Source organism: Flavobacterium sp. P3_A6 (genome assembly GCF_056403035.1).
Map to the genome: position 1 here is coordinate 19,249 of NZ_JBFUGG010000022.1, position 16,539 is coordinate 35,787.

Genomic DNA, 16,539 nt, shown 5'->3' on the forward strand with positions numbered 1-16,539 from the left:
AAATGAGATTTAAAATAATCATACTACTATTCTTCGCATTACTGTTTTTTAATGCCAATGCTCAAAATAATACAGTCATTTTAGATTTTATAGAGTTTCTAAAAATTTAGAATTGCATCACTAAACCGCAACCCAATTGTTTTCCGTTGTAATAAGGAAGAAACATAGACGAAACTTTCTTTTCTTTATGAGTAAAAATTTTATTGTTTACATAGGGATAAATCCAATACGCAATCTTAGTGCTTAATATTCCAATCCCTGCTCCCGCCACAACATCGGTAAGCCAGTGCCTGTTATTGACAATTCTAAAAACACCTGTTCCAGTAGCGACAATATAACCGCTTATTCCGTACCAAATGGACTTATCTTTGTATTCCTGCCAAAGAAACTCCGCTCCGGCAAAAGCAGTTGCAGTATGCCCCGAAGGAAATGAATTATTGGAAGAACCATCAGGTCTTTCTTCTTTTGTTATGTCTTTTAAAGCAAGAACCGTAACGCTCATCATAAGATAGGAACTGGCCAAAATAATCGATCGGTCTTTGAGATTATTTTTTCCTTTATCTCCAAATGCGTTCAAAACATAAACCGAAGCTGCTGGCGCGTATTGCGCAAAATCGTCAATCGTAAGCTTTTCGTCAATATGCTCATTCACTTCTTCCTGAATCTCAGAATTAAAACTCTTAAGCTGATCACTATTTAGACCTATAAAACCATAACCAATTAATACGCTGGGAATAATTAACTGTTTATAGTTGAACTTTAAATTCTGCACAGTGTCTTTTACCACAAGAGTAGCTGTAACACTGTTTTGTGCTGTCAAAAAATGGGTTGACAGCAATACAACAAATATGCGGAAACATTTCATTATAACTATTTTAAAATCAACACAAAGTACGAATACAATTCTGAATTAATTCTGCATTTTATATTTGAATCAAAATATTATTTAAAAACTTGTCTTTGTTACCCTATTCGGCAGGATATCATGAAACAATAAAAATATTTTGTAATAAAAAATGCGATTTTAAATTGGATAATCTTTGAGTTTTACTGGTACATATAATCTAAAAACACAAAAGGTCCAACTGCTCATTTTTCACAAAAAGACAACCTACCAACAAGAAAGCTACCTATATTAGCAACTTTTTCATCTATGATTAATCCAATGTTTAACATATTGAAATTTATTTAAAAGCTTAAAAATCATTCCGGACAACTGCAATAAAATAGTGATTTAAATTGAATTTCTGTTTAAAGTATATTTTTTCTATTATCATAAAACCGAATTGGCTTTCTGCTGTTTGGATTAAAAATTAATGGAATTAAGACTTCATTGGCAGTAAATTCAATTTTTGGAGTAACACGCAATTTGGCTCTAAAATGATCTTTCAATTCTTGCAAAAACACGGCTGTTGGATTTTGAGTTGCAATTTTTATCAAAATCTCATCGGTACCCAAATCATTGGTCGTAATTTCGATAATATAGTTTTCGATAGCTGTAAAATCATTTAGAACATCATTCATCGCCGGCGGATACAATGTGGTTCCTTTATATTTAATCATGTGCTGTTTCCTTCCAATTACTGGTCCGACACGCAATGTATTTCGCCCGCATAAACAAGGATCAGTATGTAGCTGCACAACATCACCAGTTTTAAAGCGAATTAAGGGCATCGCTTCTATTCCCAATGTAGTGAAGGTCAATTCTCCTGATTCGCCATTTGAAACAGGATTATTATTTTCATCCAATACTTCGACAATAATTAATTCCGGATGATGATGCCCTCCTACTCCATGGCTGCATTCGGTAAAAGCAGTACTCATTTCGGTCGAAGCATAAGTGGAAAACAATTTAATTTTCCATTTATCCGTTATTTTTTTACACAAAGCATTACTAGTAAAATCTTGATTTCGAATAGGCTCTCCAATACAAATAGCGCCTTTTACACCCGAATTATTAATATCAATATTGTGCTGTTCAGCATATTCAATCATTTTTAATAAAAAAGATGGAACAGTAATTAAATACGTTGGTTTGTACTTCATAATTGAATCCCATTGTAATTCGGGAATTCCTGCGCCTACACGAATCACTCCTACTTTCATTTTTCGAAGCCCCAAAAAATAGGCCAATCCCGCCATGAAACGACGGTCTATTGTAGTCATTAATTGCACAACATCACCTTCTTTTATTCCTGCACAATCAAATGAAATGGCTTCATTATAAGCCAAACGATCTAAATCATTATCTGTCAGCCCAAATGTAACCGGTTCTCCCAAAGTGCCCGATGTAGTGGCATAATCAATGATTTTATTCTTTGGAACACATAAAAAATCATCATTATGCTTTTGTAAATCTTCCTTTGATGTAACAGGTAATAAAGCTAAATCCTCAATTGTTTTTATACTGGCAATATCAATATTATTTTTAGCAAAGAAGGAACTATAAAAGGGTGAATTTGTATTTACATAATGTAACACTTCCTGCAGCTTTTGTTCCTGAAACGATTGTATTTCGGCTTTAGCATCTAATTCTATTTTTGGAATCATTATCGTTTTCTTTTTATTTTTTTTAAGTAATTGCTAATCTTTTCTCTTTCAATAAGTGAAGTAACTTCTTTAGTCAATGCTTTCTCGAATTGATCTTGAGCTAAATCATATTTTTTATTTTGATAAAAGTACAATCCTGCTTTATAATAAACAACCCAATAATCAGGATTTAAAGATTGATAATAACCAATATAATCTCCCAAAGGCAAATTGGTTTTATTCGATAAAACAGCATCCATCTTTTTATCTTCGATGCGAAATTGAGTATAGTTTTGATAAGCCGCTGATTTTAAAAACGGATCGGGCGGAATATTCATTGTTTCATTTTCTAATGAAGCAAAACTGGCAGTATTCTCTTTTTTGTTTTTAAAAATTGCATTCAAATCGTAACAGACAAACTCCCCTAATTGATAAGGACTTGCAGATACCCAAACCAGCCGCTGAGCTGGCTTAAAAACAATTCCGTGATGGGCTAATAGTTGATTAATGGATTTTTCATTACCATACCCCAATGGCACATTATCAATTCCATCTTTATTCCTAAGGATATCCACAGCAATTTGCGGAGTTATTTTTTGATTTTCATTAAGTAATTGTGACATCCGGTCAAAACGATATTGGGAATGACTATTCTTTATTTGATTCAAATTTCTTTTATTATCTTTTAAAGCCTCACTTTGAAAGTGATTGGAACAAATTAATTCATTACCGTTGGGGGCTTCAAAAACATCTAAATTGTCTGGTGCAATTTCAATCAAAACAGCTTTATTATCATTGGCACTGCCAACCATAATCGATTCGGAAACAAATACTTTTCTTTTTTTTGCGATTGCAATAGCTTCATCAATAGTGCTGGCATACTGCAAAATTTCACGAGTTACAATAGAAATTGGCGTTTTGGCAATTAATGGAATTTTAGATTTACCCGCATTTATAGTTACTGTCAATCCTTCGGCATTCATCCCTGAACAAACACCTATCATTCCTGGCCAGGTTACCATCATAAATGAATAGCCGTCTTTTGGGTTAATAAAGGCTACTATTTTTTCTTTTGCAAAATCATCACCTGCATAAAAATCAAAATTTCTGCCTAAAATCAAATTTCCGTCATCCGATTTATTGCCCCAAACTGCAAATGACGTACATCCTACAATTGCTAAATCTTGAACTGCATGACCTATATCATGAGCACCATGCAAATATAAGTCTCTCAAAAAAGAGGGCGCTATATAGCTTAAATCCTTTGGTGCATATTGAGAAACTCCATAAATTTCAGTTTGAAACTCATTATCAACATTGAGATATAATTTCCTATTGAACCATTTCAGGAAATTTCGAAGTACTAATCTCTTAAAATCCGAAGGAATCAATTCATTTACTTTATCAAATAGAATATGTTCTTGTTTTTTTAGTAAAGAGTCTGTCAAACTGCCAATAGCTAATCCTCTTTCCAATGGATCACCTTCGGCATATAGTTCCCATAAATGCTGTTTATTTTTAAGTAAAAAATTATTTCCAGTATAAAAGATGGTATCCGATTGTTTTTTAATAACAGGTATTGCATTATTATACGCTGCTATTCCCGGTTGATGACGCATCGATTTTGAGGTACCGCAAGAGGCAAAGAATAAAACAAAGAAAAAAATATATAAAATCTGTTTTTTCATATGCAACCATTCATAATTTTCTATTGTTATATAAACATTATAGTAATGCTCCGTTTATTTTCACTAAGCTGTCTGATTAATTTTGTTTATTAAATAATCTTTCCCTAAAATTTCGGAACAAGTAACAACTGCTCCAATGGTAACGCCTAAAACGCCATGCATATTGACGCTTTGACCTGTTAAGTATAAATTATCTAACTTTGTTTTTGAAGGAATAAATGTCTTCATTGGATTATCAGAATCTTTCTCATAACCATACATATTTCCATTATAACCTCCAATATAGTCTCTGTACGACAATGGTGTAGAAGTGTGTACCGATTTAATACAGTCTTTTATTCCAGGAAATTTTTTTTCTACTGCTTCTAGAAAACGACTAGTTTTACGAGCTTTAAAATCCTCATAGCTTTCGCCTCTATTATTAACATCGGCCACAGTATTGAAAGTATCTTCCCATGGTTCTAAATCAGAATACTTCATATAAGTAATGAAAGTCATTCCTTCTGCCCAACCATCATCTTTTTTAGAAGCATTCATGGATGCCATAAATGCTTTTGGCCAAGTTTCCTCATTATAATTTTGAGCTTCCCATACTTCACTACTATTTTTACAATGGTAATAATTCTTATTTAAATACCTAAACGTTTTTGGTTTGAAAACTATATATAAACTAAAAGCGGAAATACTTCCCTCTAAACTCGAAATTCTGTTTACAAAGGCTTTCCTAAAATGGTTTTCTCCCACTAATTTCAAAGTAACTTTAGGATCTATATTTGATATAAAATATTTTCCAGAAACACTCGTGCCGTCTTTCATTTTGGCCTTAGAAACAATATTATTTTCAGTAATTAACTGATTAACATCTTTATACTTAAAAACAACTCCTCCATATTTTTTAAGCTGTTTAATTAACTGTTTTGTAATTTGGCTGCCACCATTTATACAACGCCATGCACTTTGCATATAAGTATTAACCGTGAGCGCATGTACATAAAAAGGGGATTTAGCTCCGCTTCCTGCATATAAAAAATTGCTTCCTGCAAAAACAGCCTGCAGTATTTTATTATCAGTCAATCCTGCAATAAAATCTTTTGCATTTACAGATAGAATATCGTTGTCATATCGTCCCTCTGCTCTTAAATTATAAAGGGGAAATGTATCACAGGTGCTAATAATTACTTCACAATATTTGCTTATAGCTTCTCTTTCCTCAGGAAAAAATTTAACCAGTTGATTCACAAAATTATCATACCCTTGAGCATGTGGAAATTCCGTATCCACATCTTCAAAAGAAATTATATCGAATCCATCCTCATCCAATTTCTTAAGGTTCAAACTGTCCATAATCCCAATGTATTTGAAATATCTATATAGATTTTGACCTTCACTCAATCCTCCAATGTAATGAATTCCCGTGTCGAAAATTATTTTATCACGAACAAACGTTTGCAAATTGCCTCCAAACTGATTGTTCTTTTCCAGCACACAAACGCTATAGCCTTCTTTGGCTAAAATTATAGACGAAACTAATCCGCCTAGTCCGCTTCCAATTACAACAACATCATAATGCTCCTTCATCATATCGCTTTCTTTAATACAATCATTTCTTCTGTTTCATGCTCAGTTTGAAAACCAAATGACGCTATTGTTTCTTTTAATTTTTTATTTTTCAATACAATTACAGTGTTTGCCAAATTACATACTTCACTCAAACTGCTTACTCCATCTTCATCCGAAATTAATACTACATCATACTTTTTTAAAGTATTCAGTTCATTTTGATCCAAATAATGAATCTTTCTTTTCTTTAGTAAATAATTGCTTTTGGCAATCGCTCTATTTTCTTCTAAAAAAATAACCGAATCAATTTTTCTTTGTGGTTCTTGTAATGCCAATAATATATCCAATTGCCCATAATCGCTCCCAAAATGAAGTATTCTAGCTTTAGAATCTATCCATTTATTCAAATCATAATATAGCTGCAGATTTTGCTCTACATTAACTTTTATTGCATTTAATATCTGTATTTCCTTGAAAGCATAGCTATTCATAAGCTTAGCTTTAAAATAATCGACACCTTCTAAATCTAAACGCAGCTTTTTATATTGCAGTTTAAAGAAACTACTTATTTTTTTAGTTCTTTCTGATGCGTTACTGCCAAAAGAAGTATCATCATTCAAAATTCTGTCTAGAATTGTCACTGTCGTATTTCCTCCATTGATAACAAAATCTCCTTTGGGCAAAGCTTCAGAATATCCATGAATAAAAACTGGAATTATATCCAATTGCAATTGCTCTGCCAAATAAAAAGCGCCTTTATGAAATCGTTTAATCACATTATCCTCAGATCGTGTTCCCTCTGGAAAAACCATTATGGAAAAACCTTCCTCCACTTTGGAACGCAAATGTTCTACACCTTTATCCATACCGCTTGAAACCGGGTAAAATCCAGCTAAACGAACTCCTTTTCCAAAAACTGGAGAATTATACACCCAATCGCTAACTAAGAAAATAATCTTTGGATTCAACATTCCAATAGCCAAAATATCGAGGAATGAACTATGATTGGCTATAATTACGGCAGGTTTATCAAAGGTTTCTTGTGGAATATTATTTATTTTTCTTTTTATGGAAGGATAACTTATCAAAACCGAATGCATAAACTTTGACATTAAAAAATGGAATCCTCTTAGTTTTGTTTTTTTTGAAAAAGGCAAAATTACCATCAAAATTGCACTTCCTAACGAGAATACTATACACCCTAGCCCAAAATAAGTAAACGAAACAACTGAATGTAATAATCTCTTAATTTCATAAGGAGCTTTTCCTTTTTTCACTCTATTAGTTATAAAAAAATGAAAAACTAACGGCTGAATAATAAATGTTATCATCAGTGCCGAAAATATCCCTATAATAGCAATTAATGATATAGATTTTAGTGCAGGATGTTTGGCAAAAACAAGTACCCCCATTCCTAAAATTGTTGTAGCTACCGATAGTATAATTGAAGTTCTGTAACTTGGCAATTGAACTTTCCCGTATGTAAACTCTTTTTGTAACGCTGTAGTCATAAAAATGCTATAATCAACTCCAATTCCAAAAATCAAAGTACAAACTATGATGTTAACTACGTTAAACTGCAGTCCAAAAAGTCCCATAAGTCCAGTTGTAAAAATCCAACTTATAAGGATTGGAATAATGCTGATAATAGCCAATTCAATTTTTCTGAAAGCTAATATTAGGACTAAAAAGACTGCAATAAAAGAATAATCAACAAGGTCTTCGAAATTCATTTTTAATGTTCCTAAAAAAGTCTCATTAGTTTCTTGCCTGTCAATTACAACCAAATGGGACTGTTTTTTTATTTGTTTTACAAAAACATCCCTTTTTTCATTGGCAACTTTTACTAAAGTCGAAATAGTGAAAAATCCTTTTTTTTGCGCTACAAATTCATCAAGATAAAAAGATTTCACTTTAAAATAGTCATCAATAGTTACTAGCTTAAAGTTCTTATCAAGCAAATCAAAAAAACCAGAAAAAGCATCAGCTTTAAAACCATAGCGATTTCCTTCGCTAATTAAAGTCTGATTCAAATTTGCTTTTTTCTGTGAATTCCAAAAAGAATTCCACTCCTTGATTTTTTGATTTTGAATCTCTGCAGAAAAAACAATTCCGCCAATGGAACTGAAATTTAAAATATTCTTACCAGCTTTATCCTTTTCCAATACTTTAAAAAGAGTATTGTTATTCGCTACAACCTCATTATAACTTTTACCGTAAGCAGCTAAATAAATAGATTTAGAATCATTGTTATTTGCAATTTTATCTAATTTCTTCTCATTCAGCTTCAATTCTGGAGTCATGAAATTCAAATCCGAAAGATCATTATTAAAAGTAACTTTTGAATACGTAAAAAGTGAGACTATAAATAATGCCAACGCCAAACCTACCAAAAATTTACTTTTATGGTACGAATAAGCACCCAAATTGTCAATCACATTTGGTTTTTGAATAAGAACTTTGGAGTTAAAATTGTACAAAACCGGAATTAAAATTAAAGAAAAAACAGAAGTAGAAACTACACTCAATCCTGCAAAAATACCCAAATCCTGTAACGCTTCAGACTTGATAAAAAACAAACATAAAAACGTAATTGATGTAGTTATCCCACAAAGCAACAATGGTCTTGTAATGTCTTTGAAAAGCAATTTAACATTTTTGTTATTTCTCAAATGAGTTAAAACATATATCGAATAATCAGTAGTTTCTCCCAATAAAATAGAACTTATTCCTAAAGAAATAGCCGATATGCTCCCTTTACAGATATACAAAACAGCCAAAGCAAACAAAGCTCCCAGCAAAGAAGGGATAAAAATAATTATTGGAGTAGTAATACTTCTGTAAAAAAAAGCAAGTATTAAAATCAAGGTAACTCCCGCAAATACAGAAGTGCTTTGAACATCTGATTTAATTTGCGTAGCATTGGCAACAGCCACAGGCGTAGCTCCAAAATAAGTCATCTCTGCTTTACCTTTAAACTGTTGATTTAAATTCGCTTTGATTTTATCCAGATTACTTATAAAAAACGTGTTTTTGTCTGTTTCATTCGTCGCTAATTTGGGAGTAATAAAAAGCAATAAATTATTTTTGTCTTTAGTTAAAACAAATCCGTTTTCGATAGCAAAGTCATCACCTACACTTAGCTGCTCCATTTTTTTTAAAGCAATAAAAGAAATACCAAGCGGATCTTTAAGAATAAAATCTTTAGATACCAGTCCAGCAGGAGAAACTATGGATTTATAATCGGTCGCAACACTACTGGCAATGCTGTCTTTGTGCAGTTTTTCCTGAATATGTCCATAATCCTTTTGATCCAAAAAAAGCGGCAGGTTATCATATACAAAATCAAAAGTTTCCTGAATATTTTCTTCTTCAATCTTGCCTTGCACTTTGGAAATAAAGGGTTTGCAAGATTCTAGACTATCTAAAAAAACATTGGCATAATCAGTCAGATTCTCTGACGAGCCATTTTCTTTAGTGGAAATTATAATTGTAATTTTATCAGCAAAATTAACCTGATCTAATACTTTTGAAGTTATTCCAGACTGGTCGTTAGAAGGTATTAATTGATTTATATTTTCCTGAAAAGAGATTCTAAAAGCTAAGAACCCTAAAAATAACACCATAGCAACCGCTATACCAAGCGAAAGGAGTTTTCTGGAAGTTATAAATGTATATAAATCGAATAGTTTTTTTTGCATGCAGCTATTTTTTATGTTTTAAATTATCAACCAAAGTCAATAGCAAATAACTTGTAAGTCCAAAAAGTACAGCCATAAAAGTCGCTAAAATAAAACTTCCAACAAGGTATTGGACAATATTTTTTTGAATATCCGCAAATGTCATGTTCGTGTTTAATATCAATAGTTTGCTACTGGTAATAAAATAGCTTCCTATTTTGAGTGAACCATAAATAATAAACGGAATAAAAGGGGGGAAACTTATATTAGAAAATGCGAAAGCAATGGCTTTATTAAGCTTTAGCAAAACAGCCAAAAACAATACCAAAATGGTTTGAAATCCCCAAAAAGGACAAATTCCGATAAAAACTCCTAATGCAATTGAAACCGCTTTTCGAGTATTCGAATCATTACTTTCAAGCACATTTTCTAGAAAAAATTGTTTAAGTCCTTTTTTTTTTAGTTTCCTAAAAAAATCTCTCGGTTTAATATAAATCAAAGCAATAATAACCAAAACAGTATTAAGAATACTAATTCGGGTAAAATCTTTGAAGGGTCTAAAATGGGAAACCCGCTCTTTTGGATCGTACAAAACCTGAATAGGAATGTTTTTTACTGGTATATTTTTCCAAGCCGAACGAACAATAACTTCAATTTCGAACTCAAACTTGGTTGTAAAATAATGAACTGGAATTTTTCGTAAAGGATATAATCTAAAACCTGACTGTGTGTCATCCAATTTATTTCCAGTTTCGAACCAAAACCAAAAATTTGAAAACTTATTTCCAAAACTGCTTTTTTTAGGTACATTTTCCTGAACCATATTGCGGCTTCCTATCAAAAGCGTATCTGAGTTCATATCTAAAGCCGTTAAAAAAGCTGGAATATCAGAGGCAAAATGCTGTCCATCAGAATCAATTGTAATGGCGTAATTATAGTTTAATGCTAACGCTTTTTTAAAACCATTGCGAAGGGCTAATCCTTTTCCTGAATTTTTAGAATGGTGAATTTGAATCAAGTTAGAATATTCTTTCAGGATTTGAATAGTACTATCTGTAGAACCATCATTTACAATAATAATAGCAGAAGTATATTGCAAAACCGAATCTATAACACGTTTTAAAGTTTTATGATTATTATATGTTGGGATAATAACACAAACTTTATGTTGATCCATACGTTTTGCTTCTGAAAAACTAGTATTCATTTTTAAATTCTTAAACTATTCAACCAATTGTTTTTCAATAGCAGTAAAACTATTGGATTGTGCTATAAATTCACCTATATAAGCTTTTAAAGCTCCTGTTTGTTCTTTATAATGATCTAATAAAAACTTTTTATCTTCTTTCTTATTCCCTCTATAATTCACTACTTTGGGTACATTTTCCTGGATGCTCAAGCGAATCATCCGTATCTCCGCCGAGTTGGGTTCTGCAGTTACAGCATATTCCAATAAGGCTGCTCCTTCTTTGAATTTTTTAGACTTGTCTCCTACTTTTTTTTCCAGTTTGGAAAGAATAATTATTGACGCTCCTTTATAGGCAACTAAAACTTTATTATTGTCCTCTTTAGTAATGTCCATTAGTTTTGCAGCCATCTCTTTTGCAACGCTCTCAGTTGTAGAGGCAGTCATATATAACTTTCTGATTTCTGTCAGAGAAGGATTAGCGAAAAAAAAGAAAATAAAAAGAAAGGTAGTTTTCATAACATTCAAATTAAAATTATTTACAGTATTTTAATTATACTTTCTTATAAATACAACTTAATTTCAAAGCAACCGTTTGGTCAAAATAACTAACATTTTTAACCTTAACCAAATTATCATCTGTTGTAATAATATCTAATTCTAAAAGCAGGTCTGGATTTGCAAATGGATTAATTAAAGCCATAAATTTAACATTGCTCAAAGATTCCATAAATAAAGAGCATGCAGTAATCTGTTCCGTTAACTCTTTTATAATCTGCATCATACAAACACCTGGCATAATAGGATTTCCTGGAAAATGTCCTTGAAAAACATCATGCTTCTCATTGATTGTGATTTGTGCATTATATTTAGAATCAACGGTGTTTTCCAACACGTTTACTGTATAAAAATCTTTTAACAACATAGCTTTATTTTACATCAAAAGTATAAGTCCCTCCCACCGAAAAAACCACATTGGTATGACTCTCATTATAATCAATTACTGGCACAATTCCTTTTTTGACTCTTAATTCAATTCCTAAATTACGAGTTATATTAATCCCTGTACCAAGTACAAACGCCAAATCGACATCAGCATCTACATCAAAGTTTTTATCTACAACAAATTCAAGTGTTGGTCCCAAATGTACATTAAATTTATCCGAAAATGTGAATTTATTTATCATCTGAAAACACAAATAATCAACTTTGAAGTTCTTGTAAACTGTTGCTGATCTGTAATCAGAACCTTGAGCTGAATAATTAATCTCAGGCTGTAAAGTATAATGTTTCGTTAATTTCAAAGCACCATAAAAACCAATATAAAAATTTGTTATTGAAGAATAATTATCATCACGCCTAGTATCCGTAGGATCACTATAATAATAGTAATCTCCCTTTGTAAAGTGAGAAAAATTAGCTCCTCCTCTAAATCCAGGCCGAAAACTTACCTGAGATTGAGCATTATACATTCCAAAAAAAATAAAGAGTAAAACCAGTATACCTTTGTTAATTTGATTTTTCTTATTCATAATTTCACTTATTGGTTAAAATAATTTAGTTCAATTTTTAATTTTATATTTTGATGTTCGATGATAATCCTTTCGGCAAAAATATCATTTTTAGAAGTATAATAGAGGCTAATTATTGCTTTTCTTTTAGTACTATGTACAATTTTACTTAATTTATTTGTAGCTTTTGAAACAAAAAGATAATTCATTTTATTTTTATCCAAAGCTTCATAAATTCGTTCCTCGCTGTTATCAAATTGACTGCTTGTGGTATAATGACTTCGCAAAAGCAATCTAAAATCAGTTACCAAAGTATTTATCAATAATTTTCTATCCAATTCTTCCAGAATAAAATTGATTTTATAATCTGATTCAGAAATTTCAAAATCGAGTAGTTTATTGCCAAATTCAGTAGTAAAAACAACTCTATGCGTGGTATCGCTTATTTTTTTTGCAATAAAAATGCCGGTTAATTCATTACCATAAATCGAAATATTGGCTTTATACACATAATCTATTGCTTGATTTGAAAAATATGGAACTTCAAAAACGCTTGTTTCTAAAGGGACAGTTTTGTAATCCTTTACTACTTTATTACTGGCACATGATGCAAATAAAAAGATTACAATACTACTAATTCGAAAAAGAAGCTTCATCGACTTTGGCATTGATTACTTTATTTTTTAAGACAATCCGAGTATAATCTGCAGAGGATTCTAATAATTTAACCTGAATCACAGTCGCATCTTCTTTATCAAAAGCTAAATCTATTTGCTTAATATACTTTTTTAAAGTGGCATCTTTGGGAATAAACTTGGCTGTATTTTGATCTTTATTTTTAAAATACGAAATCAAGAATTCTTTATCATCAAATAAATCTCCACTCACGCTTCCAACAATCAGTTTATTAATTTTTCCAAACAATTTACTGCTTCCAATGTCTACAGCACTTTTCTTTCCCTCGTCATTAATAAGTATTTTTCCATTCTTAAAAACGATTGTATAGCTGTATGGTTTTTTATATTGCCAAAGCAAAGAATTTGGTTCTTTGAAAATCATTTTCCCCGAAGTTTCAATATCTTTTGATAGAAAATCAAGATGCTTGTATTGTACAAAATCAGTACTTAAAGTCTTTATTTTTTTAGACACCACCGCCACTGACTGCTTAAAAGCAGTAATTTCATTGTCAGTCATTTTCTGATCCTGCGCCCAAGATTGAAATTGATAAACATTCAAAAAAATCAATACTATAACTATTTTAGTCTTCATACGTTTTTATGTTCAAGAGTTCTTCTAAAGGAACAACACTGTAATTGTTTTTTTCTAAAAAAGAGAGCAATTGCTCTAACACATTAACCGTTTCAATAGATGTGTCATGCAAAAGTACAATTCCTCCAGGTTTAATTCTTTTAATTATTCTGTCTAATAAAAATTTTCGGTTTTTAATAATTCCATCTAATGACCGAATATTCCAACCAATTGTTTTGTGTTTCGTTACTGATAAAGCTTTGCGAATGGAAGGATTTGTAACCCCATAAGGTGGTCTGAATAAAGTGGTTTTCTTTCCTAAGATAGTTTCTATCAAAACATCTGTCTTTTCAATTTCGGCAATGACTTGATTTTTATTGTAAAAATCAAAAAAAGGAGCATGGCTATACGAATGATTTCCTATCGTATGTCCATGATTTATTGTTTTTTTTAAAATTTCGGGATGCGTTTCAATATTTTTACCAATACAAAAAAAAGCAGCTTTGGCATTATGCTTTTTCAAAATTTCCAAAACAGCAATTGTCATTTCATTGGGACCATCGTCAAATGTTATTGCAATTTTTTTTTCGGTTATTGACGGATTACCGCAAAAGGCTTTTATATGGTAATTTGAACCAATAAATGAAGAACCAATAAATACAATCAAAAACCATAAACACCCAATGAGTATAAAATATTTGATTTCAATCACTACATAAAAGCTTGCTAAAGCGAGCAGTAGCAGCATCAAAATAAAAAAAATATTTGTTAGGATATGCTTCAACAGCTTGAAATTAAAGTAAAACTATGATCTATTCCATTGCGTTGATTGTACAAAAGAATCATTTTATAAGCCTCTTTATTTATTCTATTTATCTTTACAATAGAAGGTATATTTTGAGTCTGGATAATTTTAGTTCCAACCCATAATCCAAATGCAGAAGCGGTATCGTACTCGCCACTTAAATGCTTATAATATACCTGTGGTGTATTTTTAAAAGTAACTTGTGAAAGTTGTTCATAATACAAATCCGAATCCACATCGCCATTATAGCCCAAAACTACTGCATCAATATCGGTTAATTTCAAATTATTGGAAGCAAGAAAAGTAACAACTTTCTTTTCTACCTCATCAATTTCTAATTTATTCAGAATTTCAATATCCAAAACGGCGGCTATTGTTGTTTCTTTCTCTTCATTTTCTACTACAAAAAAAGTAGCTCCTTCACCCAGAACAACTCCTTTGGTTGTAGATTCCAAAAATGAATTAGCACCAGGATTTTCTTCCTTTATAAACCCCGCCAGTTTGAATAATGACATCGTATAATTGGCTGTTTCATCTATTCCGCCTACTAATATAGAAGAGGCTTCTCCTTCCTCAATCAACATTTTGGCATCAAAAAGTGCCGATTCAAAAGAAATGGAACCATTTACATATGTCAAATTATACGCTTTGCATTGCAGTCCTAAAGCAATTTGACCACCAACGGTATTATGTGTCGATTGAATAAAAGAAGTTGGTGTCAAAAATTCTTCATTATTATCCAAAATCGCTTTCAAAAATTTCTCCGAATCTTCGATACATCCCATCCCTGTTCCAGTGATGATAGCATCAACGGTTTCCAACTGGGCTCCTCTCAAAGCAAGAGTCGAAGCAACTATTCCATTTTTGACTCCTTTAGCCATTCTTCTGCTTGCTGCTGGGGATATAAAATCTTTATAAACAGGCGGATGTATTGGAAAAACAGTATCTGCCTCATTTACCACAACTTCTTCAAGAAAAAGAGTATCAAAAGTCTTTTGGGTCGAAATGCAACCTAATCCATTTATATAAATCTTGCTCATTATTAATGTATTATTCGCTTTTAGAAAATATCAGAGTCGAACAATTTCCTCCAAATCCAAAAGAATTAGAAAGCACATGTTCTATAGTTGCATGTTTTAAAGTCCTTTGCGGTATCAAATCAAATTCATCCATTGGAGATTCAAAATTCAAATTTGGGAAAACCACGTTATTCTGAATGGCCAGCACACTATACACTGCTTCAATAGCGGCGGCAGCGGCCAAAGTATGTCCTGTAAAAGGCTTTGTGGAACTAAAGTCCGGCACTTTATTTTCACCAAACAATCGCACCATCGCTCTCCCTTCGGATAAGTCATTATTAGGCGTTGCAGTACCATGAACATTGACATAATCAATTTGGTCTGGTTGCAATTGGGCTATTTTAAACGCTTTTTCCATTGCCAGAAAAGCGCCGTCCCCATTTTCTGAAGAAGCAGTTTGATGAAAGGCATCATTAGCATTGGCATAACCAGAAACTCTTGCTAACACTTTTTTGTTTTCTTTTTTAACCAGTTCTTCTGATTCTAAAACTAAAAAGGCTGCGGCTTCGCCTAGATTTAGTCCTTTTCGATCATTATCAAATGGTTTATTATAGCCATCCGATAAAATCATAAGTGTTTTAAAACCGTTTACAGTAAACTTAGACAGCGCATCAGCCCCACCAACAATAACCCGATCCAGTTTACCTGATTTTATCATTCTTGCTCCTAACATAATAGCATTGGCAGAAGAAGAACAAGCAGTACTAATGGTAGTTACCATACCTTTCAGTCCTAATTCATTGGCAATTTTATTGGTATTATCCCCTGCATTATGACTGCTGATGTATTTTACAACATTGGGATTTTCAAAATATTCATGATAATAGCGCTCCGTCATATCCATTCCGCCCACACTTGTCGCAGAGATCAATCCAGTTCTATATTCGTTAATAGAAGTAATTCCAGCATTTTTTACCGCTTGTTTGGCAGCAATAGTTCCAAGCATGGCAGTTCGGGAAAAATTATTGTCTTTTGCTAATTTCAATTCATCGATTAACTCTTGATTGGTCTTTTTAATTTCGCCAACCTTAATCACATCAGCATGAACCGTCGCAATATTTTCGATAGTTGTAATCCCTGCATGGCTATTCAACAATGCGTTATAATTTTCATCAACCGAATTTCCGATTGAAGAAATAATACCCATTCCTGTAATGGCAACTCCTTTATTCATGTTTAGATTTTAGATTATTGGACAGTTGGATTATAGATTATTGGATTATAGATTATTGGATTATCTAAATTCTCTTCTT

At 31.9% G+C, this 16,539-nt stretch carries 14 protein-coding genes; all 14 read right to left on the bottom strand.

Features of this window, described 5'->3' with window-relative positions:
• Positions 1-106 precede the first annotated feature (106 nt).
• Positions 107-865 (bottom strand): phosphatase PAP2 family protein, encoded by a 759-nt coding sequence (locus AC1DVP_RS17335; RefSeq protein WP_477184735.1) that lies wholly within the window; start codon positions 863-865, stop codon positions 107-109.
• 386 nt (positions 866-1,251) lie between these two features.
• Positions 1,252-2,550 carry a flexirubin biosynthesis putative acyl-CoA ligase FlxY gene (gene flxY / locus AC1DVP_RS17340; RefSeq protein WP_477184736.1) on the bottom strand — a complete coding sequence of 433 codons (1,299 nt, stop codon included), beginning with the start codon at positions 2,548-2,550 and terminating at the stop codon, positions 1,252-1,254.
• The gene (locus AC1DVP_RS17345; protein WP_477184737.1) at positions 2,550-4,217 is read right to left on the bottom strand and encodes a C45 family autoproteolytic acyltransferase/hydolase; all 1,668 of its coding nucleotides are present in this window, start codon (positions 4,215-4,217) and stop codon (positions 2,550-2,552) included. Before AC1DVP_RS17345 ends, flxY begins: the two co-directional genes overlap by 1 nt.
• A gap of 63 nt (positions 4,218-4,280) precedes the next feature.
• Complete coding sequence (locus AC1DVP_RS17350; protein ID WP_477184801.1) at positions 4,281-5,795, bottom strand: phytoene desaturase family protein; 1,515 nt, start codon at positions 5,793-5,795, stop codon at positions 4,281-4,283.
• A complete protein-coding gene (locus tag AC1DVP_RS17355) occupies positions 5,795-9,478 on the bottom strand; it encodes a 1-acyl-sn-glycerol-3-phosphate acyltransferase (protein ID WP_477184738.1) in 3,684 nt (1,227 codons plus the stop codon). The genes AC1DVP_RS17350 and AC1DVP_RS17355 overlap by 1 nt, the downstream gene beginning before the upstream one ends.
• A 4-nt stretch (positions 9,479-9,482) precedes the next feature.
• A complete protein-coding gene (locus tag AC1DVP_RS17360; protein ID WP_477184739.1) occupies positions 9,483-10,664 on the bottom strand; it encodes a DUF2062 domain-containing protein in 1,182 nt (393 codons plus the stop codon).
• A gap of 15 nt (positions 10,665-10,679) precedes the next feature.
• On the bottom strand, positions 10,680-11,162 hold the full coding sequence (locus tag AC1DVP_RS17365) for a hypothetical protein (protein ID WP_477184740.1): 483 nt from the start codon (positions 11,160-11,162) through the stop codon (positions 10,680-10,682).
• Between the two features lie 34 nt (positions 11,163-11,196).
• Positions 11,197-11,568 (bottom strand): ApeI family dehydratase, encoded by a 372-nt coding sequence (locus AC1DVP_RS17370; protein WP_477184741.1) that lies wholly within the window; start codon positions 11,566-11,568, stop codon positions 11,197-11,199.
• A 4-nt stretch (positions 11,569-11,572) separates the two neighbouring features.
• Positions 11,573-12,175, bottom strand: coding sequence for an outer membrane beta-barrel protein (locus AC1DVP_RS17375; RefSeq protein WP_477184742.1), 603 nt, complete (start codon positions 12,173-12,175; stop codon positions 11,573-11,575).
• Positions 12,176-12,183: 8 nt separating this feature from the next.
• Positions 12,184-12,810, bottom strand: coding sequence for a flexirubin biosynthesis protein LolB2 (lolB2, locus tag AC1DVP_RS17380; protein ID WP_477184743.1), 627 nt, complete (start codon positions 12,808-12,810; stop codon positions 12,184-12,186).
• Positions 12,788-13,423 carry a flexirubin biosynthesis/transport protein LolA2 gene (lolA2, locus tag AC1DVP_RS17385; RefSeq protein WP_477184744.1) on the bottom strand — a complete coding sequence of 212 codons (636 nt, stop codon included), beginning with the start codon at positions 13,421-13,423 and terminating at the stop codon, positions 12,788-12,790. Before lolA2 ends, lolB2 begins: the two co-directional genes overlap by 23 nt.
• Positions 13,413-14,150: a polysaccharide deacetylase family protein gene (locus tag AC1DVP_RS17390; protein WP_477184745.1), complete on the bottom strand. Its 738-nt coding sequence runs from the start codon at positions 14,148-14,150 to the stop codon at positions 13,413-13,415. Before AC1DVP_RS17390 ends, lolA2 begins: the two co-directional genes overlap by 11 nt.
• A gap of 32 nt (positions 14,151-14,182) precedes the next feature.
• Positions 14,183-15,247 (bottom strand): beta-ketoacyl synthase N-terminal-like domain-containing protein, encoded by a 1,065-nt coding sequence (locus AC1DVP_RS17395; RefSeq protein WP_477184746.1) that lies wholly within the window; start codon positions 15,245-15,247, stop codon positions 14,183-14,185.
• A gap of 10 nt (positions 15,248-15,257) precedes the next feature.
• Positions 15,258-16,460 (bottom strand): beta-ketoacyl-[acyl-carrier-protein] synthase family protein, encoded by a 1,203-nt coding sequence (locus tag AC1DVP_RS17400; RefSeq protein ID WP_477184747.1) that lies wholly within the window; start codon positions 16,458-16,460, stop codon positions 15,258-15,260.
• Positions 16,461-16,539: the final 79 nt, after the last annotated feature.